Origin of the sequence: Nocardia sp. NPDC049190, from assembly GCF_040648115.1 — a bacterium.
In the GTDB taxonomy this organism is placed as follows: Bacteria; Actinomycetota; Actinomycetes; order Mycobacteriales; family Mycobacteriaceae; genus Nocardia.
Genome location: NZ_JBEZDE010000002.1, coordinates 163,453 through 186,591 on the forward strand (window position 1 = coordinate 163,453; position 23,139 = coordinate 186,591).

23 protein-coding genes are annotated in these 23,139 nt (G+C 67.7%); 15 read left to right on the forward strand and 8 right to left on the reverse strand.

Features of this window, described 5'->3' with window-relative positions; all coding sequences use genetic code 11:
* Positions 1-20 precede the first annotated feature (20 nt).
* Positions 21-1,658 (forward strand): glucose-6-phosphate isomerase, encoded by a 1,638-nt coding sequence (gene pgi / locus AB0B25_RS02765; RefSeq protein ID WP_357173686.1) that lies wholly within the window; start codon positions 21-23, stop codon positions 1,656-1,658.
* Positions 1,659-1,823: 165 nt separating this feature from the next.
* On the opposite strand, the gene AB0B25_RS02770 is transcribed toward pgi, so the two are convergent.
* From AB0B25_RS02770 to AB0B25_RS02780, 3 genes are all read right to left on the reverse strand, one after another.
* Entirely contained in the window at positions 1,824-2,507 is a 684-nt protein-coding gene (locus tag AB0B25_RS02770; protein WP_357173689.1) for a nucleoside/nucleotide kinase family protein, read from the reverse strand.
* Between the two features lie 100 nt (positions 2,508-2,607).
* Positions 2,608-4,227, reverse strand: coding sequence for an acyl-CoA dehydrogenase family protein (locus tag AB0B25_RS02775; RefSeq protein WP_357173692.1), 1,620 nt, complete (start codon positions 4,225-4,227; stop codon positions 2,608-2,610).
* Complete coding sequence (locus tag AB0B25_RS02780) at positions 4,214-4,864, reverse strand: TetR/AcrR family transcriptional regulator (protein ID WP_357173695.1); 651 nt, start codon at positions 4,862-4,864, stop codon at positions 4,214-4,216. Before AB0B25_RS02780 ends, AB0B25_RS02775 begins: the two co-directional genes overlap by 14 nt.
* 64 nt (positions 4,865-4,928) lie before the next feature.
* Between AB0B25_RS02780 and AB0B25_RS02785 the strand changes: the two genes are divergently transcribed.
* From AB0B25_RS02785 to AB0B25_RS02795, 3 genes are all read left to right on the forward strand, one after another.
* Positions 4,929-5,690: a crotonase/enoyl-CoA hydratase family protein gene (locus AB0B25_RS02785; protein WP_357173699.1), complete on the forward strand. Its 762-nt coding sequence runs from the start codon at positions 4,929-4,931 to the stop codon at positions 5,688-5,690.
* Positions 5,691-5,695: 5 nt separating this feature from the next.
* Positions 5,696-6,940 (forward strand): hypothetical protein, encoded by a 1,245-nt coding sequence (locus AB0B25_RS02790; RefSeq protein ID WP_357173702.1) that lies wholly within the window; start codon positions 5,696-5,698, stop codon positions 6,938-6,940.
* Between the two features lie 247 nt (positions 6,941-7,187).
* Complete coding sequence (locus tag AB0B25_RS02795; protein WP_357173705.1) at positions 7,188-7,892, forward strand: MspA family porin; 705 nt, start codon at positions 7,188-7,190, stop codon at positions 7,890-7,892.
* Between the two features lie 285 nt (positions 7,893-8,177).
* Here the strand turns inward: AB0B25_RS02795 and AB0B25_RS02800 are convergent, their stop codons facing one another.
* The gene (locus AB0B25_RS02800) at positions 8,178-8,870 is read right to left on the reverse strand and encodes a pyridoxamine 5'-phosphate oxidase family protein (protein WP_357173709.1); all 693 of its coding nucleotides are present in this window, start codon (positions 8,868-8,870) and stop codon (positions 8,178-8,180) included.
* An 81-nt stretch (positions 8,871-8,951) separates the two neighbouring features.
* Between AB0B25_RS02800 and AB0B25_RS02805 the strand changes: the two genes are divergently transcribed.
* Genes AB0B25_RS02805 through AB0B25_RS02820 form a run of 4 tightly spaced genes read left to right on the forward strand, consistent with a single transcriptional unit; the run spans position 8,952 to position 13,546 of the window.
* On the forward strand, positions 8,952-10,334 hold the full coding sequence (locus AB0B25_RS02805) for a PLP-dependent aminotransferase family protein (RefSeq protein ID WP_357173712.1): 1,383 nt from the start codon (positions 8,952-8,954) through the stop codon (positions 10,332-10,334).
* The gene (locus AB0B25_RS02810) at positions 10,331-10,576 is read left to right on the forward strand and encodes a DUF2630 family protein (RefSeq protein ID WP_357173714.1); all 246 of its coding nucleotides are present in this window, start codon (positions 10,331-10,333) and stop codon (positions 10,574-10,576) included. Before AB0B25_RS02805 ends, AB0B25_RS02810 begins: the two co-directional genes overlap by 4 nt.
* 8 nt (positions 10,577-10,584) lie before the next feature.
* Entirely contained in the window at positions 10,585-12,021 is a 1,437-nt protein-coding gene (locus AB0B25_RS02815; RefSeq protein ID WP_357173716.1) for an NAD(P)/FAD-dependent oxidoreductase, read from the forward strand.
* A gap of 13 nt (positions 12,022-12,034) precedes the next feature.
* The gene (locus tag AB0B25_RS02820; protein ID WP_357173719.1) at positions 12,035-13,546 is read left to right on the forward strand and encodes a carboxylesterase/lipase family protein; all 1,512 of its coding nucleotides are present in this window, start codon (positions 12,035-12,037) and stop codon (positions 13,544-13,546) included.
* A 7-nt stretch (positions 13,547-13,553) separates the two neighbouring features.
* Here the strand turns inward: AB0B25_RS02820 and AB0B25_RS02825 are convergent, their stop codons facing one another.
* Positions 13,554-14,423: a DNA-formamidopyrimidine glycosylase family protein gene (locus AB0B25_RS02825; RefSeq protein ID WP_357173722.1), complete on the reverse strand. Its 870-nt coding sequence runs from the start codon at positions 14,421-14,423 to the stop codon at positions 13,554-13,556.
* 66 nt (positions 14,424-14,489) lie between these two features.
* Positions 14,490-15,233, reverse strand: a complete 744-nt coding sequence (gene cobF, locus AB0B25_RS02830) for a precorrin-6A synthase (deacetylating) (protein WP_357173725.1) — start codon at positions 15,231-15,233, stop codon at positions 14,490-14,492.
* A gap of 44 nt (positions 15,234-15,277) precedes the next feature.
* On the opposite strand from cobF, the gene AB0B25_RS02835 reads away from it, so the two are divergent.
* From AB0B25_RS02835 to AB0B25_RS02865, 7 genes are all read left to right on the forward strand, one after another.
* On the forward strand, positions 15,278-16,105 hold the full coding sequence (locus AB0B25_RS02835) for a thymidylate synthase (protein WP_357173728.1): 828 nt from the start codon (positions 15,278-15,280) through the stop codon (positions 16,103-16,105).
* The gene (locus tag AB0B25_RS02840) at positions 16,102-16,602 is read left to right on the forward strand and encodes a dihydrofolate reductase (RefSeq protein WP_357173731.1); all 501 of its coding nucleotides are present in this window, start codon (positions 16,102-16,104) and stop codon (positions 16,600-16,602) included. The genes AB0B25_RS02835 and AB0B25_RS02840 overlap by 4 nt, the downstream gene beginning before the upstream one ends.
* 201 nt (positions 16,603-16,803) lie before the next feature.
* Complete coding sequence (locus AB0B25_RS02845; RefSeq protein ID WP_357072795.1) at positions 16,804-17,130, forward strand: cupin domain-containing protein; 327 nt, start codon at positions 16,804-16,806, stop codon at positions 17,128-17,130.
* A gap of 51 nt (positions 17,131-17,181) precedes the next feature.
* Complete coding sequence (locus AB0B25_RS02850; RefSeq protein ID WP_357173734.1) at positions 17,182-18,249, forward strand: Dyp-type peroxidase; 1,068 nt, start codon at positions 17,182-17,184, stop codon at positions 18,247-18,249.
* Complete coding sequence (locus AB0B25_RS02855; protein WP_357173737.1) at positions 18,246-19,046, forward strand: family 1 encapsulin nanocompartment shell protein; 801 nt, start codon at positions 18,246-18,248, stop codon at positions 19,044-19,046. The genes AB0B25_RS02850 and AB0B25_RS02855 overlap by 4 nt, the downstream gene beginning before the upstream one ends.
* A 142-nt stretch (positions 19,047-19,188) precedes the next feature.
* Positions 19,189-20,172, forward strand: a complete 984-nt coding sequence (locus tag AB0B25_RS02860; protein ID WP_357173740.1) for a zinc-dependent alcohol dehydrogenase family protein — start codon at positions 19,189-19,191, stop codon at positions 20,170-20,172.
* Between the two features lie 201 nt (positions 20,173-20,373).
* Complete coding sequence (locus AB0B25_RS02865; protein WP_357173743.1) at positions 20,374-20,904, forward strand: hypothetical protein; 531 nt, start codon at positions 20,374-20,376, stop codon at positions 20,902-20,904.
* A 127-nt stretch (positions 20,905-21,031) separates the two neighbouring features.
* Here the strand turns inward: AB0B25_RS02865 and speD are convergent, their stop codons facing one another.
* Both speD and AB0B25_RS02875 read right to left on the reverse strand, forming a co-directional pair.
* Positions 21,032-21,445, reverse strand: a complete 414-nt coding sequence (gene speD / locus AB0B25_RS02870) for an adenosylmethionine decarboxylase (RefSeq protein WP_357173746.1) — start codon at positions 21,443-21,445, stop codon at positions 21,032-21,034.
* Between the two features lie 5 nt (positions 21,446-21,450).
* Entirely contained in the window at positions 21,451-22,821 is a 1,371-nt protein-coding gene (locus AB0B25_RS02875) for an aspartate aminotransferase family protein (protein WP_357173749.1), read from the reverse strand.
* Positions 22,822-23,139 lie beyond the last annotated feature (318 nt).

The window sequence follows — 23,139 nt, forward strand, 5'->3', positions numbered from 1 at the left end:
TGCTTGTACTGTCGGCGAACGTGAGCAGCGACATCACCGCGACGGCGGCATGGCGGAAACTGCACGATCACTACGCCGCCGTGTCCGGACGACACCTGAGGGAGATCTTCGCTGAGGATCCCGCCCGAGGCAGCGAACTGACCGTCCGGGTGGGCGACCTGCACATCGACTACAGCAAGCACCGCGTGACCAGGGAAACCCTGCATCTGCTCGTCGAATTGGCGGACGAGGCGGGCGTGCCCGAGCGTAGGGACGCGATGTTCCGAGGCGAGCACATCAACACCGCTGAGGACCGCGCGGTCGGCCACTTCGCGCTGCGGATGCCCGAAGGCGAGACTGTGGCCATCGACGGCGTCGACGCGGGCGCCGAGGTGCATGACGTGCTGCGCCGAATGGGCGAGTTCAGCGACGCGGTGCGCTCCGGGCAGTGGCGCGGCGCGACCGGGGAGCGCATCACCACGGTCGTGAACATCGGCATCGGCGGTTCGGACCTGGGCCCGGTGATGGTCCACCAGGCACTGCGGCACTACGCCGACGCGGGTATCGGCGCTCGATTCGTCTCGAATGTCGATCCGGCGGACCTGGTCGCGAAGCTCGACGGACTCGACCCGGCGACCACGCTGTTCGTCGTGGCCTCCAAGACCTTCGCCACGCTGGAGACGTTGACCAACGCGACCGCGGCTCGGCGCTGGCTGGTCGCCGCGCTCGGCGAAGACGCCGTTGCCGAACACTTCGTCGCGGTATCCACCAACGCCGATCGCGTGGCGGAGTTCGGCATCGACACCGCCAATATGTTCGGCTTCTGGGACTGGGTCGGCGGTCGGTACTCGGTGGACTCGGCCATCGGGCTTTCGGTGATGGCAACTATCGGCAGGGAGCGCTTCGCGGAGTTCCTCGCCGGAATGCACACGGTGGACCAGCATTTCGCGTCCGCGCCGCTGGAAGCGAACGCCCCGGTGCTGCTCGGCCTGCTCGGTGTCTGGTACTCGAACTTCTTCGGCGCGCAATCGCATGCGGTGCTGCCCTATTCGAATGACCTCGGCCGCTTTCCCGCCTACTTGCAACAGCTGACCATGGAGTCGAACGGCAAGTCGGTGCGCGCCGATGGCACCCCGGTCACCACCTCGACCGGCGAGATCTTCTGGGGCGAACCGGGAACCAACGGCCAGCACGCCTTCTATCAGCTGCTGCACCAGGGCACCCGTCTGGTGCCAGCCGATTTCATCGGGTTCGCTCGTCCTACCGATGACCTGCCGACCCGCGACGGCACCGGCAGCATGCACGACATCCTGATGAGCAACCTGTTCGCGCAGACCAAAGTGCTCGCCTTCGGCAAGACCGCCGAGGAGATAGCCGCCGAGGGAACGGATCCGAAGGTGGTGCCGCACAAGGTGATGCCGGGCAACCGTCCGACTACCACCATTCTCGCGCCACAACTCACGCCGTCGGTGGTCGGCCAGCTCATCGCCCTCTACGAGCATCAAGTCTTCGTCGAGGGCACCATCTGGGGCATCGACAGTTTCGACCAGTGGGGCGTGGAACTCGGCAAGCAGCAGGCGCTCGCCCTCGCTCCCTTACTCACCGCCGCGGAAGACCCCGAACCGCAGGATGACTCGTCCACCGACGCGCTCATCCGCTGGTACCGCGCGAACCGCTGACCGACCGGGTGGGCGGGACGCAGCGCCGCTACACCCACGCGGCCGGGGTCCGACTCGGCTCCCAGCGTGCCGGCCGCCTGCTTCAAGCGGCACCTGCTACTGCCTCGACTGGTGACGGGCCGAGCACCTGCTCCAAACGCTGGGAATATGCGAGGAGTACAGCCGTCAACGTTCGGCGACCGAGTAACGTCCGCCCTTCTCGAGTAGCACCAGATCGGCGCGTGCCTTGGTGGTGGCGATCAAATCCGCGTTGCGCAGATCGCTGTCGCGCACCTTCGTCGCAGCGGCCTCGGGTGTGCGGCCTCCATCGATGTGCCTGTGCAGCAGGCGACCCGCGATCACTTGTCGCGGCGCGTCCAGATACCAGCATTCGTCGAGCAGGGTACGCACCGCCGACCACGTCCGGCCCTCGAAGTCGTCCAGCAACAGATAGTTGCCCTCGGTGAGCACGATGGACTGGTGGTCGATCACCACACCATCAGGAACCGACGTATCGATGGTTCGGTCGAACGTCGGCCAGGAGACCAGCTCTCCGATCGCGGCGCTGCGCAGCAAGCGCAGGCCGGCCAGGTACCCCGCAACGTCGAAAGTATCCGGTTCCCCTTTGCGCGCGAGACTTCCCATGGCACGCAAGACGTCGTTCGGCAGGTGATACCCGTCCATCGGCGCGATCTCGGCGACAGCCGCCCCCGCCTCGGCATCGATCGCGTCCCGCAGCACGGCCGACAACGTCGACTTGCCCGCCCCGGGTGGACCCGCGATCCCCACCAGATACCGGCCGCGACCGACCCGGTCCACTACCCGCCGCGCCAACCAGCCCAACGGTCGCTCAACGAATTCCCCGGCCACCGCCGCACCATACCCGCCCCGTGACCGGCACATCATGGCAGCGGAACACGCTGGCCGACCGCGTACTCGACCCAGTCGGCCGCCTGAGCCGCCGGCCGCGTCAGACGAACGCGCGCTCGATGATGGCGCCGGTATCCACCCCGACCGGCAGTGTGCCGAACGCGATGCCCCAGTCGTCGCCGAGCCGGGTGGCGCAGAACGCGTCGGCGACGGCGTGGTGGCCGTGCCGGACCAGCTGTGCGCCCTGCAGCACGAGTGCCATCAGCTCGACGACGCGCCGCGCGCGGTATTCGATGTTGTCGAGGTCGGACAGTTCCTTGCCGACCCGGGCGATCGCGTCGTCCAGTCGCGGGTTCTCCCCCTTGGCGATCGACACCTCGTTGAAGTACGCCTCGACGGTCTCGGGTTGACGCCCCATGGCGCGCAGAGCATCCAGCGCCGCGACGTTGCCCGAGCCTTCCCAGATGGACATCAGCGGCGCCTCCCGGTACAGCCGCGGCATACCGGACTCCTCGGTATACCCGTTGCCACCCAGGCATTCCAGGGCCTCGGCCGCGTGCGCGGGCGCCCGCTTGCATACCCAGTATTTGGTGACCGCCAACGCGATGCGTCGCAGCGCCGCTTCGGCCGGGTCCTGCGTAGCCCGATCGGTGGCGCCGGCCAGGCGCATCATCACGGTGGTCGCGGCGTCGGATTCGATCACCAGGTCGGCGAGTACGTTGCGCATGGCAGGCTGGTCGATCAGTGCGGCGCCGAACGCCTTCCGATGCCGGGCGTGGTGCACCGCGTAGACCGCGCCGACCCGCATACCGGTGGCCGAGCCGATCACGCAATCCATCCTGGTCATATTCACCATCTCGATGATGGTTTTGACGCCGGCGCCCTCCGCGCCGACCAGCCAGCCGGTGGCGTTCTCGTACTCGATCTCGGAGGAGGCGTTGGATTTGTTGCCCAGCTTGTCCTTGAGTCGCTGGATCCGAATGGGATTGCGGCTGCCATCCGGCAGCACCCGGGGCAGCAGGAAACAGGACAGACCACTGGGCGCCTGCGCCAGCGTGAGGAACATGTCCGACATCGGCGCCGAGGTGAACCACTTGTGTCCCACGATCCGATACGAACCATCCGGTCGCGGGGTCGCGGTGGTCGTGTTGGCGCGGACGTCCGAGCCGCCTTGCTTCTCGGTCATCGACATGCCCGCGATGAGTCCGGCTTTGGTGGACGGCTCTCGGAGACCGAAGTCATAGATCCGGGAGCCGAGCAACGGTTCGTATGTTGCCGCCAGATCCGCGTTGTGCCGCAGTGCGGGCACCACCGCGTAGGTCATCGAGATCGAACACGTGTGGCCCGCGTCGGCGACACCCCAGGTGTAGAACTTCGCGGCGCGTGCCACGTGCGTGCCGGGACGGTCCTGCAGCCACGGCGTGCCGTGCAGGCCGTGCTCGACCGCGACCCGCATCAACTTGTGCCAGTACGGATGGAACTCGACCTCGTCGATACGACGACCGTGGCGATCATGGGTGTGCAGTACCGGCGGGTACTCGTTGGCCAGCCTGCCCCATTCCTGCGCCTCGGACCCACCCGCGAGCGCACCGAGTTCCCGGACCTCCGGTTCCGCCCATCCCGCGCCTTCTCGGTGCAGCCCCTCGATCAGCGCGGGATTGCGCGCGACGTCGAACGGAACGATGTCGGGTACTTGGTTGAAGACTTCATGTGTCTGCATAGGACACTCCTTGTTCCGGCCGAGCGCGGAGTACGCCCGGGTGCGCACGCACCCCCAGCGCGCGTACAGCGAAAGCGATGAGTTCGGGGACGACGGATTCCCCCTGTGACGCGTCTGCGAGCGGGCCGACCAGCACTTCGCCCAGCGCGCCGACCAAGGCGGCCGCGCTGAGCTTCGAGTCTTGCGGCGGCAGTTCACCTCGGGAAACCCCGTCGGCCACCGCCGATTCGAATACCTCCGCGAAGGCGAGCCGGAAGGTCAACCGTTCGCTGTCGACGACGGTATCGACCGGCTCGACAAGCAGCACGTAGGCCAGTTTCGGATTCTTCAACGCGCGACCGGCGAAGGTCTCCACCGCGGCGGTCACCCGCTCGACGGCCGTCCCGTCGGCGCCGGCCTCGGCCACGGCGGCAACCTCACCGGCGACCACCTTGCGGAAGACCGCGCTGATCAGGTCGGTCTTGCTGGCGAAATTCTTGTAGACGGTGCCGGTGGCTACGCCCGCCTCGGCCGCGACCGCCGCCATGGACAGCGCCGCGTACCCGCCACGGGACAGGACTTTCGTCGCGGCCTGCACGATCAACCCCGCCTGTGCGTCCAGACGGGCCTGCACGGCGGGAGTTCTTCGGTAGGCCATACAAGAAGTGAACCATGAATTCATTTCTTCAACAAGGGCGCTTTTACAGCGTATGGTCGAGCGCGTGACCGTACTGATCGAACGCAACGGCCCCGTGACGACGGTGATCCTGCACCGCCCCGAGGCACGCAACGCCGTCGACGGCCCGACCGCGGCCGCATTGGCCGACGCGTTCCGCGAGTTCGACGCCGACCCAGCGGCGGCAGTCGCCGTCCTGTGGGGTGACGGCGGGACCTTCTGCGCGGGAGCCGACCTGAAAGGCCTCGGCACCGAGCGGTCCAACCAGGCCACCGAGGACGGCGACGGCCCGATGGGACCGACCCGCATGCGGCTATCCAAACCGGTGATCGCCGCGGTCTCCGGGTTCGCCGTGGCGGGCGGGCTCGAGCTGGCGCTGTGGTGCGATCTGCGTGTCGCCGAGCAGGACAGCACCTTCGGCGTGTTCTGCCGCCGCTGGGGCGTCCCGCTGATCGATGGCGGCACCGTTCGCCTGCCGCGCCTCATCGGCGCCGGCCGCGCCATGGACCTGGTGCTCACCGGACGTCCGGTCGGCGCCACGGAAGCGCTGCAGATGGGACTGGTCACCCGGGTGGTGCCGACCGGCGAAGCCCGCAGCGCCGCGGAGAGACTCGCCGCGGAACTGGCCGCGCTGCCGCAGACCTGCCTACGTTCGGATCGGATGTCCCTGCTCGAGCAGGACGGGATGACCGAGGAGTCCGCGCTGCGCAACGAATTCCGACACGGGCTGCGGGCGCTGGACAACGGCGCGTTGGACGGCGCACAGCGATTCGCGTCGGGCGCGGGCCGACACGGCGCACCCACCTGAACACGATGGGACGCCTGCGCGTCGTCGACGAGATCTTTCTGCGCACCCACCGCGGGCTGGGCACCCCGATCGCGCTGCAAGGGCTGTGGCGCACCGCCGACCGGGTCGAACCGGCGCTGCTGGCACAGGTGCACTCCGCCTTGCGTTCAGGACCGCTGGGGCGCAGGGTGAGCCGTCCGCGGGTACCCGGCGCACGCCGGTCCTGGCAGCGCAACACCCGCGCCCATCAGCTCGTAAGCACCGAGGGCGTCCTGTCCGATGCAGCTCTAATGGACTGGGCCGACGCACAGGGCAGCGACATCGACCCGGAATCCGTTCCGGGATGGCGACTTTCGACCGCCGGAATGGTGGACGGCGGCTCGGTCGTCGCGCTCACCTGCTCGCACGCGCTTGCCGACGGCCGCGCGCTGGTCTTCGCCGTGGACCGCGCGCTGGGTGACCCCCACCCGGAGGTACCGGAATCGGGGGCGAGCGAATCGGAGTGGTTCGATGCCTTGCGCCAATGGTCGATTGTGCTGCGCGGCACCGCTGCCGCGATACGTCGCGGCATTCCCCGCAACCCCGCCGTCACGACTCGGGCGCCGGAGCCGACGATACCGACCGGACCGGTCACACACAGCGCGATCCTGCAATGCCCGGCCCCGGAGTGGGACCGTGCCGCCGCGACCACCGGCGGTACGGCCAACAGTCTGTTCATCCAACTCGTCGTGACAATTCTGTGGCACAGCGGATTTCCGAACAGCACAATCGAAGCCAGCCTTCCCATCGACACCCGCGACGAACCCCGGGTCGACAACGATCTCGCCATGACAGCGATCGCGGTCAGCCGCAGCGACACCCCAGCGACAATCCGCGCATCGGCCAGATTCGCCTACGAGCGCCGGATTCACGCACCCGGCGGTATGCCCGCGGAACTACTCCAGGTGATCCCGGACCGCTGGGCCCATGCGCTGTCCAAGGGCGCGGGCGAGCGAGACATCCTGTGTTCCAATATCGGAACATTGCCCGCCAGGCTGCGGGCACTGGGCCCGCACCGTTGCACCGGCGTCGCCGCCCGCGCCATCCATCCCGATCTCACCGCCGCACGACTGCCGCGCACCAGACTTTCCGGCTACCTGTGTCGTATCGGCGACGATTATGTGCTCAGCCTGGTCGGTCTGGACCCGGCGCGCATCGAATCCGCCGCCGCACTACGCGAATTAGCGTTGCACACGACAACCTCGGCCGGGCTGTCGGCATACGCGTGGTGAGTTCGGGCCCGCGAAGCCACCGCCGGTATCGAGCCGTCCGGCGACCGGCGAGCCGATCATCAACACGGCCCTACCAGCACTGTTGCCGATCATGTCGGCAACTCGCCGCACCGGAGCGATTACTGCCACCGAGTTGAACCTGACGGTAGAGTGCCGGTCCACACCCGCCGAACAGAATCCATGACGATCATTGGGGTGCAAGGCCGCGCGTGAAGTTCCGTTTCGACGACCACTCGACTGGAGCGTGATGAACCGCAAGCGTTCGCGTTTCCTGGCCGCGCTGACCGCCGTACTGGTGGCCGCGACCGGCGCTGTCGCCGACACCACGGCCGGCGCGGAGCCAGGGGAACTCAGCTCACGCGGAATGCATGTGATCGCGGCAGTGGATTCGAACCGTGCGGTACCCGCCGGTGGCGATATTCCATTCGGAATACCCTTCGCGCACTCGGTCAAGGTGTCCGGGGACTACTCGGTCGTGCTCGACGGAGTCTCGGCGCTACGCAGCGGACAGATCGCCGTCGGGTATCTGATCGGCTGCGCCGTGGACCTTTCCAATGGTTTCACGATCGGCATCTCCCCCGGTGTCGGCGTCGATGCCTCGATCACACCCTTCGTCAGCCTCGATGGGGCCGTCAATCTGGAGATGGACGCTCCGCCGAGCGTCACCATCGGCGGCAGCGTCGGTATCCAGCCCACCGTCGGTGTCGAGGCGGACGTCGAATTGGGTCTGGACGTAACTCTGGCCCCCGGCATTGTGACTGCGGTGGTAATCGGCGTAGCGAACCTGGACGAGGATGCGATGTTCCCCTACACGTTCGCACACAGCAACACCCCGTTGAACATCAACTCGTGCCTCCCGGTTGCCTCGGCCATACCATTTGTCACCGTCCGCGCCGACGCAAGGAACGGCTCCGTCCAAACGACGGGCTACGGAACTCAATTCGTGTTCTGAGATGCGCCTGTAGCACCCGACTTGCCGTTCGACTGGGATATGACACGGTCCTTCACCAATTCCCACGTGATCACCATCAGACGGTGACAAGCTCGGCACAGTCGCCGGTGACCTTCGCTGTCGGTCCGATGACGAACCCGGCCGAGACGATGCCCGCTTGTCTTCGGCTCGGCCGCGATCGGCGGGGAAGCGCTGTTCGGTCGGCGGCCGACCCCGCGGCCAGGCCGCGACCCAGGTGGGCCGGGTAGCGACCGGCAGGCCGGCCGACGGATCGAGGCCCACTGATCAGCGCATCGGAGCCAGGCCGGGTTCAGTCCGCCGGAGTACGTCGGATGGAACGGCGATGCCGGGCGCCAGGTCGCCGGAGTCGACTGGCGCGCCCCACATCTGACGCACCGGCAGCACCCCGGCCCATACCCCGCCGGCCTCGATATCGGCCGGGTCGTCTTCGGGATCGCCCACGCGGATCTTCACCGACGCCTCAGTGAGATCGAGGGCGAGCACCATGGTCGCGGCGAGTTCCTTGGCGCTCGGCGAGCGAACCCGTGACCAGGCGCCCGGTGCGGCGTGTTCGACAACCACCCGCAGCCCGTGTATCCGCTCATAGGAGTCGGTGACCTCGACGGCGCGACCGAGTACCACCGCGCAGCGATAGTTCATCGAGAAATGCATGGCCGAACGCGCGTAGACCACGCCGTCGACCAGAGTTACCGCCACCGAGACCTCCGCCGCGCTCGCCGCGCGCAGGTTTCCCGCACCAGTCGAGCCATGCAGGTAGAGCGTGTCTCCGTCGCGCCCGTAGGCGGTCGGCAGCACCACCGGCGCCCCGCCGAGCAGCACACCCAGATGGCAGACGAGCCCGGCGTCGAGCACAGCGTCCAGGTCGGCCCGATCGGCCCGAGCGCGGTCCCGCAGTCGGGTAGGTGTGCTGCGCGGTGTCGGCGACAGCGGAGGCCGTGAGCTGGCTGAATCGGTCATATGCTCAGCATCGGTCCCTAAGTGGCATTATCAAAGTGCCAATCCAACGATATTTTTGCAGGCCACTATGCGAGGTGCCCCGTGCTCGACCTGCCGCTCGCCCTCGATCGAGAGCTGCCCGAACCGCTCTCGGTGCAGGTCGCCGACGGTCTGCGGCACGCGGCGGCGACCGGACTGCTGCGCAGCGGCGACCGGTTGCCGTCCTCTCGCGCGTTGGCCGATCGGCTCCGCGTGAGCCGCACCGTGGTGGCCGCCGCCTACGACCAGTTGCACGCGGAGGGCTGGATCAGTGGCAAGCGCGGGTCCGGCACCTATCTGACCACTGCCCCGGCCGCGGTGCCCGCGCGCGACGCGGTAGCCGGCAACACGGACGCCGCACCGCAGCTGTTCGACCTCGGCCCCGGCGCTCCGTGCACCGAAGCCATCGATCCAGCCGCCTGGCGCCGGGCTTGGCGCTCCGCCGCCGATCACGCTCCGCTGGTGCGCAAGGACCGAGCAGGCGAACCGGAATTCCGCACGGCGGTGATCGAACACTTGCTACGCCACCGCGGTCTCGGCGCGGGAAGCGAAACCGTGCTGCTCGCCACCGCCGGAACCAGCTCCGCTGTAGCCGAATTGGCTGCCACTCTGCTGCGTCCAGGTGAGGTCGTCGCCATGGAGGACCCGGGCTACCAGCGGGCGGCAGGAGCATTCGCCGCGGCTGGTCTTCAGGTCCTTCCGGTTCCGGTGGACGAGCACGGCTTGCGTGTCGACTTGTTGCCGCCGAAGGCGAAGGCCGTGTACTGCACACCGGCACACCAGTTTCCGCTCGGCGCGCGGATGCCGGCGGCCCGCAGGGTGGAGCTGGTCGAACACGCGCGCCGATCCGGAATCCTCGTGCTGGAAGACGATTACGACGGCGAATTGCGCTACGACGCCGCACCGCTGCCACTGCTCGCCACCATGGCTCCGGATGTCGTGGTCCACCTCGGCACGACGAGCAAGATTCTGTCCCCGAGCCTCGGCGTCGGCTGGCTGCTCGCCGCACCCGAGGTCGCCGAGGCAGTGCTCGCCCATCGGGAGCGGACCGGTACCAGCCCGAGCTCAGCGAGCCAGCAGGTGCTCGCGGCCTTCGCCGCGCAGGGCGATCTGGCCAGGCACCTGCGCCGGCTGCGCCGCGCGTTGCCGCCCCGTCGCGCACTGGTGGTGACCGAACTGCGCCGGCGCGGGCTCGCCGTCCTCGGCGACGACGCCGGTTCTCATGTCGTCGTCCCGGTGGATTCGGCGCAGACCGAGCAGCGCGTTGTCGCGGCGGGACAGGCACGCGGCGTCGCGCTCGACGGCTTGGCCCGACACCATCTCGGGCCCCGCCGCGACCACTTCGGCGTCGCCCTCGGCTACACCGCCCTGTCCTGGTCGGACCTGGTCGCGGCGGTCCCGATCGCCGCCGATTGCCTGAGCCTGCCCGTAGCATGGTCTGCATGAGCGAACAGGACATCTTGGCGCGCATCAAGGATCTGGTGGACCAGGAGCACAAACTGCGCTCGCAGGCAACCAATGGTGAGCTGGATCCGAAGACCGAACGCCAGCGTCTGGCCGAACTCGAAGTGATGCTGGATCAGGCCTGGGACCTGCTACGGCATCGCAGGGCACGAGCCGACCTGGGCGAGTCGTCCGACGGAGTCCAGGCCAATTCGGTGTCGCAGGTCGAGGGCTACCTGCAGTAGCCGCCGCCATGTCGAGTACACCAACCGAGTACGACGTCATCGTGATCGGTGGCGGGCCGGCCGGCGAGAATGCCGCCGCCTACGCCATCGCGGGTAGCGACCGCACCGCAGCCATCGTCGAGCGCGAACTCGTCGGCGGCGAATGTTCGTATTGGGCCTGCATCCCCAGCAAAGCGCTCCTGCGGCCGGGCCACGTGCTGGCGGCCGCACGAACCATGCCGGGCGTCTCCGCCACCGGACTCGATGTGGCGGCCGTGCTGCGCCGCCGTGACGCGTTCGTGCACGACCACGACGACTCGTCGCAGGTCGACTGGGCCCGGCACAGTCATATCGAGGTCGTGCGCGGCGCGGGCCGCCTGGCCGGGGAGCGCCTGGTGGACGTCGACGGGCGGCAGCTGCGCGCCAGGCATGCGGTGGTGCTGGCCACCGGGACCACCGCCAACGTCCCCGATGTGCCCGGCCTGCGCGCGGCGCTGCCGTGGATCTCCCGCGACGTCACCAATCTGCACGAGGTCCCGCGCCGGGTCGCCCTGGTCGGCGGCGGCGTGGTGGCCTGCGAGGCGGCGACCTGGCTGGCCGCGCTGGGCGCCGAGGTCACCGTGCTCGTGCGCGGCTCCGCACTCCTCGCCTCGGCCGAGCAGTTCGCGGGTGAGCGGGTGGCCGCGGCGTTCACCGCGGCGGGCGTGCGGGTGCGGTTCGGCACCGTACCGACCGCTGTCGAGCGCCCGGCGGCCACGGACACCGGCGAGGGCTGGATCCATGGCGGTCCCGCCACGGTCCGGTTGCGCAGCGCGGAGGGCGAGTCGCAGATCGTTGTCGACGAGATCGTGGTCGCGGCGGGACGGGCGCCTTCCAGCGCGGGACTGGGGCTGACCACGGTCGGGCTACCCGACGGTTACGTCGCGGTCGACGACCATCTCGCCGTAACCGCTGTCGCGGGCGAGTGGTTGTACGCCGTCGGCGATGTGAACGGGCGCGTGGCGCTCACGCATATGGGCAAGTACCAGGGCAGAGTGTGCGGCGACGTGATCGCGGCACGGGCCGAGGGCAGGCCGCTGGACGACGCGAAGTTCTTCGCGAGTTCCGACCACGGCAAGGTGCCGCAAGTGGTGTTCACCGCACCCGAGGTCGCCTCCGTCGGGCTCACCGAGGCGGCGGCCAGGGCGGCGGGCCACGCGGTCGAGACGGTGGAACTCGACATCGCGGTGGCCGGATCGTCCCTGGCGCGCGACGACTACGCCGGCCACGCGAAACTGGTGGTCGACAGCGCTACCGACACGCTGCTCGGCGCCACATTCGTCGGGCCGGACGTGGGCGAACAGTTGCACGCGGCGACGATCGCGGTGGTCGGTCGGGTGCCGCTCGCGACGATCTGGCACGCGGTGCCAGCATTCCCGGCCGTAAGCGAATTCTGGTTGCGTCTGTTGGAGCAGCGGCGCGCCTAGCTACCATCGGTGGATGGCGGCAACGATAGATATCACGACCGCGGACGGAGTCGTCCGCGGACGCCGTGGCAACCGCGTATCGCGCTGGCGGTCCATCCCCTACGCGGCTCCTCCATTGGGGGACTTGCGATTTCGCGCCCCGCGACCGGTCGACCCCTGGTCCGGTGTTCGCCAGGCCACCGCATTCACCTCCGCGGCGATGCAGCACCGCTCCGGCGCAAGGACCGGACCGCGCAGCTTCCAGCCGACCAGCGAAGACGCGCTGACACTGAATGTCACCCTGCCCACGCGGCCATCCGCGGCGCCGCGCCCGGTGCTGGTCTTCATCCACGGCGGCGGCTACCTCACCGGCACGTCCGCGCTGGCGCTGTACTCCGGGTCGCGGCTGGCACTGCGCGGCGACGCGGTCGTGGTTTCGCTGAACTACCGCCTGGGCGCGTTCGGCTACATCGATTTCAGCGAGTTCGGCACGCCGGAACACCCGTTCGACAGCAATCTCGGACTGCGCGACCAAGTGGCCGCACTGCAGTGGGTGCGCACCAACATCGCGGCGTTCGGCGCAGACCCGGACAACGTGACGATCTTCGGCGAGTCGGCGGGCGCGCACGCCGTACTCAGCCTGCTCGCCACGCCCGCGGCGAACGGCCTGTTCCATCGGGCCATCGCGCAGAGCGCGCCCGCCGACTGGGCGATGACCGCCGATGAGGCGCGCGTCTTCGCCCGCCGCTGCGTCGCGGCGCTCGGCGCCACACCGGACACCGCCGCTACCGCTCTGCGCACCGCGGGCGCCAATGACATCCGCCGCGCGGTCGACCGCACCATCAACCGGGTGCTGCGCGAACAACCCGGGCTGTATCCCGCATGCCCGGTGGTGGACGGTGATTACCTGCCGCGGGCACCGATCGACGCGATCCGCGAGGGCACCGCGTACCGGGTGCCGCTGATCATCGGAACGACCCGGGACGAAGGCACGCTGTTCGCGCGGTTCATCGACGAACTGCCGACCACGCCGGATCGGCTGCGCGCCGCGCTCGCCGGCTCCGGCGACGATGCCGAATCCCGGATCGCCGCAGCCTATTCCGGCTATCCGCGTCCGACGGCCGCGGTACGCGCCGGTGGCGATTTCACGTTCTGGCGTCCTTCGGTGACCGTGATGGAAAGCCACAGCCGGCACGCGCCGACCTATGCCTATCGCTACGACTTCGCGCCGCGCGCACTGCATATCGCCCGGCTCGGCGCCACCCATGCGACCGACCTCCTCCCGGTCTTCGGCGCCGCGGACACCCCGTTCGGCCGCGCCCTCACCGCCGCGGGCGGTCGACGCGGGCTGCTCGCGGTCACCGACCAGTTCCAGGACAACTGGCTGACGTTCGCCCGCTCCGGCGCACCGTTGCCCTCGTGGCCCGCTTATACCGAGGAGCGCAGGTCCACCCTGATAATCGACTACCCCACCCGACTGGAGCATGATCCGGACAAGTCGAAACGCCTTGCTTGGCAAGGTGTGCGAGCGCCCACCCTGGTCTGAGCCGGCGTTACTTCAACAGCCGGGACATCCGCCGGTCCGCGAGCACCTTGCCGCCGGTCTGACAGGTCGGGCAATACTGGAACGACCGCTCGGCGTAGGAGACCTCACGGACGAGGTCGCCGCAGACCGGGCAGGGCAGCCCGGTGCGGGCATGTACCCGCATACCGGACCGCTTCTCGCCCTTGAGCCGGGCGGCGTCCTGGCCGACCGACCGCCGCACCGCGTCGGTGAGTACGGCACGCATGGCCGAGTACAGCTCGGCGACCTTGTCCACGGCCATAGTCTTCGTGTTCGCGAACGGTGAGATCCGCGCGGTGTGCAGAATCTCGTCGGAGTAGGCGTTTCCGATGCCCGCCAGCAACGACTGGTCGACAATGGCGGTCTTGATCCGTTGCGAAGTGCCGTGCAGGATCTCCGCGAACTGCGCTTCGGTCACCTCGAGCGCGTCGGGGCCGAGCCGGGCGACGCCGGGCACCATCTTGGGATCCTCGACGATGTACACCGCCAGACGCTTCTTCGTGCCCGCCTCGGTCAGGTCGAAGGCAGGTGTCGCACCCTCCGTGGTGAAGAAATGCACCCGCAGCGCCAGCGGACTCTTGCCGCCGGGCTTCGGCGGGGTCGGACTGGGTTCGTCGATCCAGCGCAGCCACCCACCGCGCGACAGATGCGTCACGAGCCACAGCCCGCCGCATTCCATACCGAGAAATTTCCCCCACCGGCCTGCTCCGGTCACGTCTCGGCCGGACAACGCGGTGACCGGGGGATCGAACGTCTTGACCGCGCTCAGCGCGGCCACGTCGACACGCCCCACCACCGCGCCGACCGCGTGTTCCCGGAGGAACTGCGCCAACGCCTCCACTTCCGGTAGCTCGGGCACGCGTCAAGACTACCCAGACCCACCGACAACCTGCGGGTTCCCGCGCACCGTAGCGACCAGGCCGGGCTATCGGCCGCGGCGCAACAGATAGCTGTCCATGATCCAGCCCTTGCGGGCGCGCAGTTCCGCGCGGCGGCGGACGATCTCGTCCCGCACCGCGGGCAGCGGGCCCTCGATCAACGTCTCATCGGGCATCCCGAGGTAGGCGCCCCACCAGATGTGCACGTCATCGCCGGGAATCGCGGTGAACGCGCAGTCACCGTCCAACATGACCAGCGCGTTGGCCGTGGCGAGCCCCTCCTCGCGCAGCCGACGACCAGTGGTGATGTGCAGTGGTTCGCCGATGCCGTGCAGAACGACGCGATGTCGTGCGGCCAGTGCCTGTGCGCTGGTGACCCCCGGGATCACCTCGTAGTCGAAGGTCACCTTCCCGTGCGCGAGCACCCGCTCGACCATCCGAAGGGTGCTGTCGTACAGCGCCGGATCACCCCACACCAGAATGCCGCCGACACCGTCCACCTCGGCGAAGGCCGATTCCAGCAGCGCGGATCTGCGATCGTGCCAATCCGCGACGACGCCCGCGTAGTCGGCGGGTCGGCGATCACGGGGCGGGTCGGCGATCGGCACGATCCGGTACGGGTGGTCCATGTGCTCGTCGAGGATCGCGGTCCGTACGTCGATCAACTCCTGCGCGGCCTCGCCCTTGCCGATGACGAAGAACGCCTCCACTCGCCGCATCGCCTTGACGGCCTGCACGGTGACCTGGTCGGGGTCGCCGGCGCCGATGCCGATCACGTAGAGCTTGCGCATGGCCGCGAGCTTGCCAGGTCGGCGGAAGACTAGAGTTGCCAGGTGTGGCCCCTGACTCGCTCCATCCGGCTTCCGCCCCCGACAGCCAGTACGAGGACCTGCTCCGTCTGGTGCTCGCCTCCGGCACGAAGAAGGCAGACCGCACCGGGACCGGCACCCGTAGCATCTTCGGCCACCAGTTGCGCTATGACCTCACCGCGGGCTTCCCGCTGATCACCACGAAGAAAGTCCACCTGAAGTCGATCATCTACGAGTTGCTGTGGTTCCTGCGCGGCGACTCCAACGTCGGCTGGCTGCGCGAACACGGCGTCTCGATCTGGGATGAATGGGCCGACGCGCACGGCGAGCTCGGCCCGGTCTACGGCGCGCAGTGGCGCTCGTGGCCGACGCCGGACGGCACCCACATCGATCAGATCGCCCAGGTGCTGCACACCCTGCGCACCAACCCGGATTCCCGGCGCATCATCGTCTCCGCATGGAACGTGGCGGAACTGGACAAGATGGCGTTGGCGCCCTGCCATGCGTTCTTCCAGTTCTACGTCGCCGACGGCAAGCTGTCGTGCCAGCTCTATCAACGCAGTGCCGATCTGTTCCTCGGTGTTCCGTTCAACATCGCCAGCTACGCGCTGCTCACCCACATGATCGCCCAGCAGACCGAACTCGAGCCCGGGGACTTCATCTGGACCGGCGGCGACTGCCACATCTACGACAACCACCTCGAACAGGTCACCGAGCAACTCGGCCGCGACCCCTTTCCGTTCCCGACGCTACGGCTGCGGCCCGCGCCGACGCTGTTCGACTACCGCTACGAGGACGTGGAAGTGGTCGGTTACCAGCATCATCCGGCCATCAAAGCCGCGGTGGCGGTGTGAGCCGCACGATCGGGCTGATCTGGGCGCAGACCCGCGAGGGGGTGATCGGTTACCAGAACAGCATCCCCTGGCGCGTGCCCGAGGACCTGGCGAACTTCAAGGACGTCACCTGGGGCCACCCCGTCGTAATGGGCCGGCGGACCTGGGATTCGCTGCCGCCGCGATTTCGTCCGCTGGCCGGGCGACGCAACATCGTGGTGACCAGACAGACCGACTGGGCGGCCGAGGGAGCCGAACGCGCCGCGGGGGTGCCCGAGGCGCTGGCACGGTGCGCGCCAGACCCGGTGTGGATCGCAGGTGGCAGCGAAATCTACCGCGCTGCTATGGATTTCGCGACCGACCTGCACGTCACCGAGATCGCGACCACCGTCGAAGGCGACGCCTACGCACCACCGATCGGCCCGGAGTGGACACCGGACGAACCGGAACCCTGGCGTACCTCCAAGACCGGCCTTCGCTTTCGCGTCCGGCACTACACGCGAGGGCGGACCGGCTGATCGGCGACCGCCGCGCCGCGCGAATCATGTCGACCAGGTCGAACACGCCGGACTGCGTGCGGGCTGGTCGAACACGACCCGCGCCGCGGCGGTCTCGGGCATACTCCTGGATATGGGGCGGCCGGACCTTCGTCCGTCCGAGCGCCAGAAGCCGTTGCCACCAGCCCGGCATCGGCTGGGGTGATCTGTGAAAGGCGGTCCATGGACAAGAAATCGCTGACTGCGGTCGCGCGCCAACAACTGAAGTTGGCTGCTGCCGCCACGAGCGGACGCAGTTCACAAACCATCTATGGCGGCCACACGCATTCGTTACGGCAGACGGTGGTCGGCCTGTCGGCGGGACAGAGCCTGGCCGAGCACGACAACGCGGGCGACGCCACCTTGCTGGTGCTCAGCGGCACGCTGACCCTGATCAGCGGCACCGACGAATGGAAGGGCTCGGCGGGCGACCTGATCGTGGTGCCCAAGGCACGCCATAGCGTCAAGGCCGTCGACGATGTCGCCTTCTTGCTGACAGTGGCCAAATAACAGCCACGTCATGCGTGCCGGCCGGGCGGACCGGGCACTAGTGTGTCGATCATGGGTGAGCCGCAACCGATCCTCGAACCGCTCACACCCGCCGCGATCTTCCTGGTCGCGACCATAGACAAGGGTGGCGAAGCGGCGGTACGCGATCTGCTCGCCGACATCTCCGGCCTGCGCCGCTCGGTAGGTTTCCGGCTGTCGGGCGCCGGCCTCGCCTGCATCACGTCGATCGGCTCGGCCGCGTGGGACCGGCTGTTCGCCGGGCCGAGGCCCGCCGAACTGCACGAGTTCCCCGGCTTCGTCGGTGCGCGCCATACCGCCCCCGCGACGCCGGGTGACCTGTTGTTCCACATCAAGGCCGAGGCGCAAGACGCCTGCTTCGAGCTGGCCATGGCCATCGGCCGGGAGCTCGCCGGCGCGGCAACGATTGTCGACGAGACAGTGGGCTTCCGCTATTTCGAGCAGCGCGACCTGCTCGGTTTCGTCGACGGCACCGAGAACCCGGAGGGCCGCGCGGCGGCGTCCGCCGCGCTCATCGGCGACGAGGACCCGGAATTCACCGGCGGCAGCTATGTCATCGTGCAGAAGTACACGCACCCGCTGGCGGACTGGAGCGCTCTGTCGATCGAAGAGCAGGAGCGCGTAATCGGCCGTACCAAGCTGGACGACTTCGAGTTGTCCGACGCGGACAAACCCGCCAACTCGCATGTCGCGGTCAACACACTCGTCGATCCGGACGGCACCGAACGCAAGATCCTGCGCGGAAACATGCCGTTCGGCAGCGTGCGCGACGGTGAATTCGGCACCTATTACATCGCGTACGCGGCCACACCGAGCGTCACCGAACGCATGCTCACCCGGATGTTCGTCGGCACCGACGACGCCGCGTACGACCGCATCCTCGACTTCTCCCTCGCCGTCACCGGCACCTCGTTCTTCACACCGACCGTCGATTTCCTCGACGATCTTCCGCCCGCGCCGTGGGAAACGGGGCGATCCATGGATTGCCCCGCTTCCCTCGGAACCGATGCCGTCGAGCAGGCAGCGCGGCCCGGTGCCGCCACATTTACCAGTGACGGCGCCCTCGGTATCGGCACGTTGAAAAGGAGCACTCGGCAATGAACAACCTGCATCGCGAACTCGCGCCGGTCACTTCCGAGGCATGGGCGGCCATCGAGGAGGAGTCGACGCGCACGTTCAAGCGGCACATCGCGGGCCGCCGCGTCGTCGATCTGTCCGGCCCGCACGGCGCCGACTACTCCGCGGCGGGTACCGGTCATACGACACCGATCGCGGCGCCCGGCGACGGCGTGCTGGCCCGTCAGCGTGTGGTCGCGCCGTTGGTGGAACTGCGGGTGCCGTTCACGCTGTCACGCGAGGAACTCGACAACGTCGAGCGCGGCGCCAAGGACACCGATCTGGACCCGGTGAAGGACGCCGCGAAAAAGATCGCGTTCGCCGAGGATCGCGCGATCTTCGAGGGGTACCCGGCCGCGAACATCACCGGGATACGGGCGAGTTCGTCCAACCAGCCGATCGCCCTGCCCAGCGACCCCCGGCTGGTCCCCGAGGCAATCGCACAGGCGTTGAGCGCGCTACGCCTGGCCGGTGTCGACGGGCCGTACTCGGTGCTGCTCAGCGCCGATCTGTTCACCCAGGTCAGCGAGACCTCCGACCACGGGCACCCGATCCGCACGCACATCGAACGCCTGATCCCGGAGGGCGAGATCGTGTGGGCGCCCGCCATTACCGGCGCGATCGTGCTCACGACCCGCGGCGGTGACTTCGATCTCCGCGTCGGCCAGGACGTGTCCATCGGTTATCTGTCGCACGACGCGGCGACAGTCCAGTTGTACTTTCAGGAAAGCCTGACCTTCCTGGCCTACACCGCCGAGGCCGCGGTCGCGCTCACTGCCTGAGTCCGGATCCACCGACCGCATTCTGCAGTCGGTGAGAATGCGGACCGAGATGCCCTGCGAGCTGCGATGATGTGATTTGTCGAAGGAAACATCAGCAGGTTCGAAACGGTGAGAAGTTCACATCAGGAAAGAGGCGCACATCATGCGCGCAGTAGTCCTGCAAGAGTTCGGCACTCCGCTGATTTTGAGCGAAATCGACAAACCCACCGCGGGGCCGGGCCGGGTGCTGGTCAAGGTGAAGGCCAGCGGTGTCAACCCGCTGGACACCAAGATTCGGGCCGGCAAGGCTCCACATGCCAAGAGCACGCTGCCGGCCGTACTCGGCGTGGATCTGTCCGGCGTAGTCGAACAGGTCGGCGCGGGGGTAACCGACTTCGCATCCGGCGATGAGGTCTACGGCATGACCGGTGGCGTCGGTGATCTGCAGGGCTCACTCGCCGAGTACGCGGCAGTCGACGCTCGCCTGCTCGCCCATAAACCGACCTCGCTCACCATGCGCGAGGCCGCGGCCCTGCCCTTGGTCGTCATCACAGCGTGGGAGGGCTTGGTCGACCGGGCGCAGGTCCATGCAGGGCAGAAGGTTCTCGTCCACGGGGGCGCCGGTGGTATCGGCCATGTGGCCGTTCAGATCGCACGTGCCCACGGCGCCGAAGCCTTCGCCACCGTGTCGCCCTCGCGCTTCCAGGTCGTAGAGCACCTGGGGGCCACGCCGATCGACTACACAACCACTGCCGTGGACGAGTACGTCGCTGAACACACCGGCGGCGAAGGCTTCGATGTCATCTTCGACACCGTCGGCGGTCCTGTGCTCGATTCGTCCTTCGCGGCGGCGCGCACCTACACCGGCCACGTCCTGAGCGCCCTGGGCTGGGGTACCCATCGGCTGGCTCCCCTTTCCTTCCGCGGAGCCACCTATTCGGGTATTTTCACCCTGTTGCCCATGCTGACGGGCAGGGGGCGGGAGCACCACGGGGAAATCATGCGTGCGGCGGCCGCCCTCGCCGACGCTGGAGCGCTCGAGCCCTTGCTCGACCCCAGGCGCTTCACGCTCGACACCGTCGCCGACGCCCATGCGATCGTGGACAGCGGTACCGTCGGAGGCAAAATCGTGATCGACATCGACTGACACTCGTCGGTCCAGGAGCCGACACTGCTGGATCGGCATGCCCAACCAGGCGGAGTAGTTCGACTATATCCGCGCGCGATGACCGGATTGGGGATGCGCGCCAGCAGCGGTCATCAGCAGCCATCCACCAGGGAGTATGCGCCGCCGGCCGAGCAGGCGGTACCGTGATGCCCGGCAGTGCGCCAGAGGCAGGTAGGTGAGATGACAACGGTGCGGGCAGGTGTGGTCCCGACGCAGCGCGCAGCGCTCTACAGCGTGCTCGGGCTCATGATGACCGTGACGATCTGCGGCGCGTTCGTCGCCGCGTTCGGCATCAATCGGGTGTTCACCGGCCTGCTGGCCGGTGCCGTCGCGGGCGTCGCCGTACTGTCGGCGCTGTTCACCCGGGATGCCGTCGTACTGACCGATCACTCGATCTACCAGCGCACGCCGTGGACGGTGTCCAGCATCGACTGGGATCGTGTGGTGGCCGGTCGGTTCGCCCTCGACGAACGGTCTCGCTGGTCGCTGGCGCTGGACCTGTCCGGCGGCGACGAACCCTACGGCGAGCTGGTCCTGCTGTCGATAGCTCCGGTGGTCCGCCCGGTTTCGGGCGCCTACGACCTGCGCAAGCGGGACCAGGTCACCGAGATCCGGGCGATCCTGCGCCGCAAGCGGATTCCGGTGACGGTGCTCCCGCAGATCGCGGGCGCGCTCCAGGAGCACTGGCAGATCGCGTCACCGACGCACTGATCGTCCAGCTCAGCGCGCTGACACGCGGGCATCGAGATTGTCGTGCCGACGGCCGCGACGATCGGCGTCACCAGGCGAGCCGGAGCGTTCCGGACCCGCCTGGCGCCGATCGACTATGCCGACGGCATCACCCGGTCTGCGGCTCGTCGCCGTTTTTCGCGGCGATCCGTTCGGTGTGTCCGCGAGCGACAGTGTGCAGGTTGAGCGTGGTGGGTTTGAGGGCCTCGGCCACCAGACGGGTGGCGTACCCGGGGTCCGCACGTTCACCACAGGTGAACACGTCTACGAACGCGGCGCCGAGTTCGGGGTAGGTGTGGATGGACGCGTGCGACTCGGCCAGCAACAACAGGACGGTGACGCCTTGCGGCTGAAACCTTTTGGACGTGATGTCGAGAACCGTGGCGCCGGCGACGGTCAGCGACCCCGCGAGGATCTTGCGCAGCAGATCCTCGTTATCCAGCAACGCCGCATCGATACCCTCGAGTTCCGCCATCGTGTGTCGACCGATGAATGCCCCGACCGGGGTGACTTCTTCGCGCACCTCCGTCACAGTCGCCGCCAAGCATCACTGAGTACGGCTCGAAGTATCTGCTCGATCTCGGCGAAATGTGATTCGTCGCAGATCAACGGCGGGGCCAACTGGATGATCGGGTCACCGCGGTCATCGGCGCGGCAATACAGTCCCGCGTCGAACAGCGCCTTCGACACATGTTCGCGCAACAGCACCTCTTTCTCCTCGGTGGTGAACGTTTCGCGAGTCACTTTGTCCTTGACCAACTCGATGCCGAAAAAGAATCCGTCGCCACGGATATCGCCGACGATGGGAAGGTCATAAAGCCGTTCGAGATAACCACGGAAGACATCGGTATTGGCGCGCACGTACGCGTTGAGCTGTTCGCCCTCGATGATGTCGAGGTTGGCGAGAGCGACCGCGGCCGCGACGGGATGGCCACCGTAGGTGAAACCGTGTGCGAACCAGTCGCGATCGGCGCGGAACGGTTCGGCCAAACGTTCATCGGCGATCATCGCACCGAGCTGGGCGTAGCCGGAGGTCAACCCCTTGGCGCAGGTGATGATGTCGGGTTGGAAGTCATAGCGCTGCGAGCCGAAATACTCGCCCAGCCTTCCGAATCCGCAGATTACTTCATCAGCGACGAGCAGGACGTCGTACCGGTCGCAGATTTCTCGAACACGGCGAAGATACCCTGGTGGCGGCGGGATACAGCCACCCGCGTTTTGCACCGGTTCGATGAAGACCGCGGCGACCGTGTCGGGCCCCTCCTGTTCGATGGCTTCCGCGATCTGGTCGGCGGCCCACTGCCCGAATTCGTAGAGGTCCGAAGCCCGATGGTGTCGCCGGTAGTAGTTCGTATTCGGCACGCGAACGACCGTTGGCACGAGCGGTTCGAAATCATTACGCGCGGCGGGCATTCCGGTGATCGACAAGGCGCCCATGGAAGTGCCGTGATAAGACATCACCCGCGAGATCGCCTTGTGCTTGAGCGGACGACCGGTGCGCCGGAAGTAGGCACGGGCGAGCTTCCACGCCGTCTCGACCGCTTCGGAACCGCCCGTGGTGAAGAAGACTCGGTTCAGATTACCCGGCGCCAAGTCGGACAATCGCGCGGCCAATTCGATCGCGGGTGGGTGCGCATAGGACCAGAGTGGGAAGTACGCCAATTCGCCCGCCTGCTTGGCGGCCGCTTGGGCGAGTTCCTGCCTGCCATGACCGACTTGCACGACGAAAAGCCCGGACAATCCGTCGAGGTAGCGGCGGCCTGCCGCGTCGTAGATGTAGGGGCCGTCGCCGCGCACGATAACGGACGCAGCCGAGGTGTCTTGAGTGGAATGGCGAGTGAAATGCATCCACAGGTGATCTGTAGCGGCGCTACCCGCGCTGATGTCGTGACCAGTCACAATTACTACCTGCATCTGGGACCGGCAGGGCCGGTACCCGTTTCGGTGATTCGGTTGCTCGAGTCTGCCGCGCGGACACGGGCTGGTGAAGTCGGGAAATCCCTACATTCGGCTGTGGGCCGCTGCAGCGGGAGTCCGGCACGTCGGGTACGTCTCGGCCGCTGCCGCCGACCTGCCGCCGCTGGTTTATTCTCGCGCGAAGTGCGCCGCCGATTAGGCGAGAACCTGGTCTCGCCGGCGCCGATGTCAGTGAGCCGACCTGGAAGAACTTTGCGGCCCAGCGCGCGGTACCGCACATCGCACACCAAAAGTGAGATA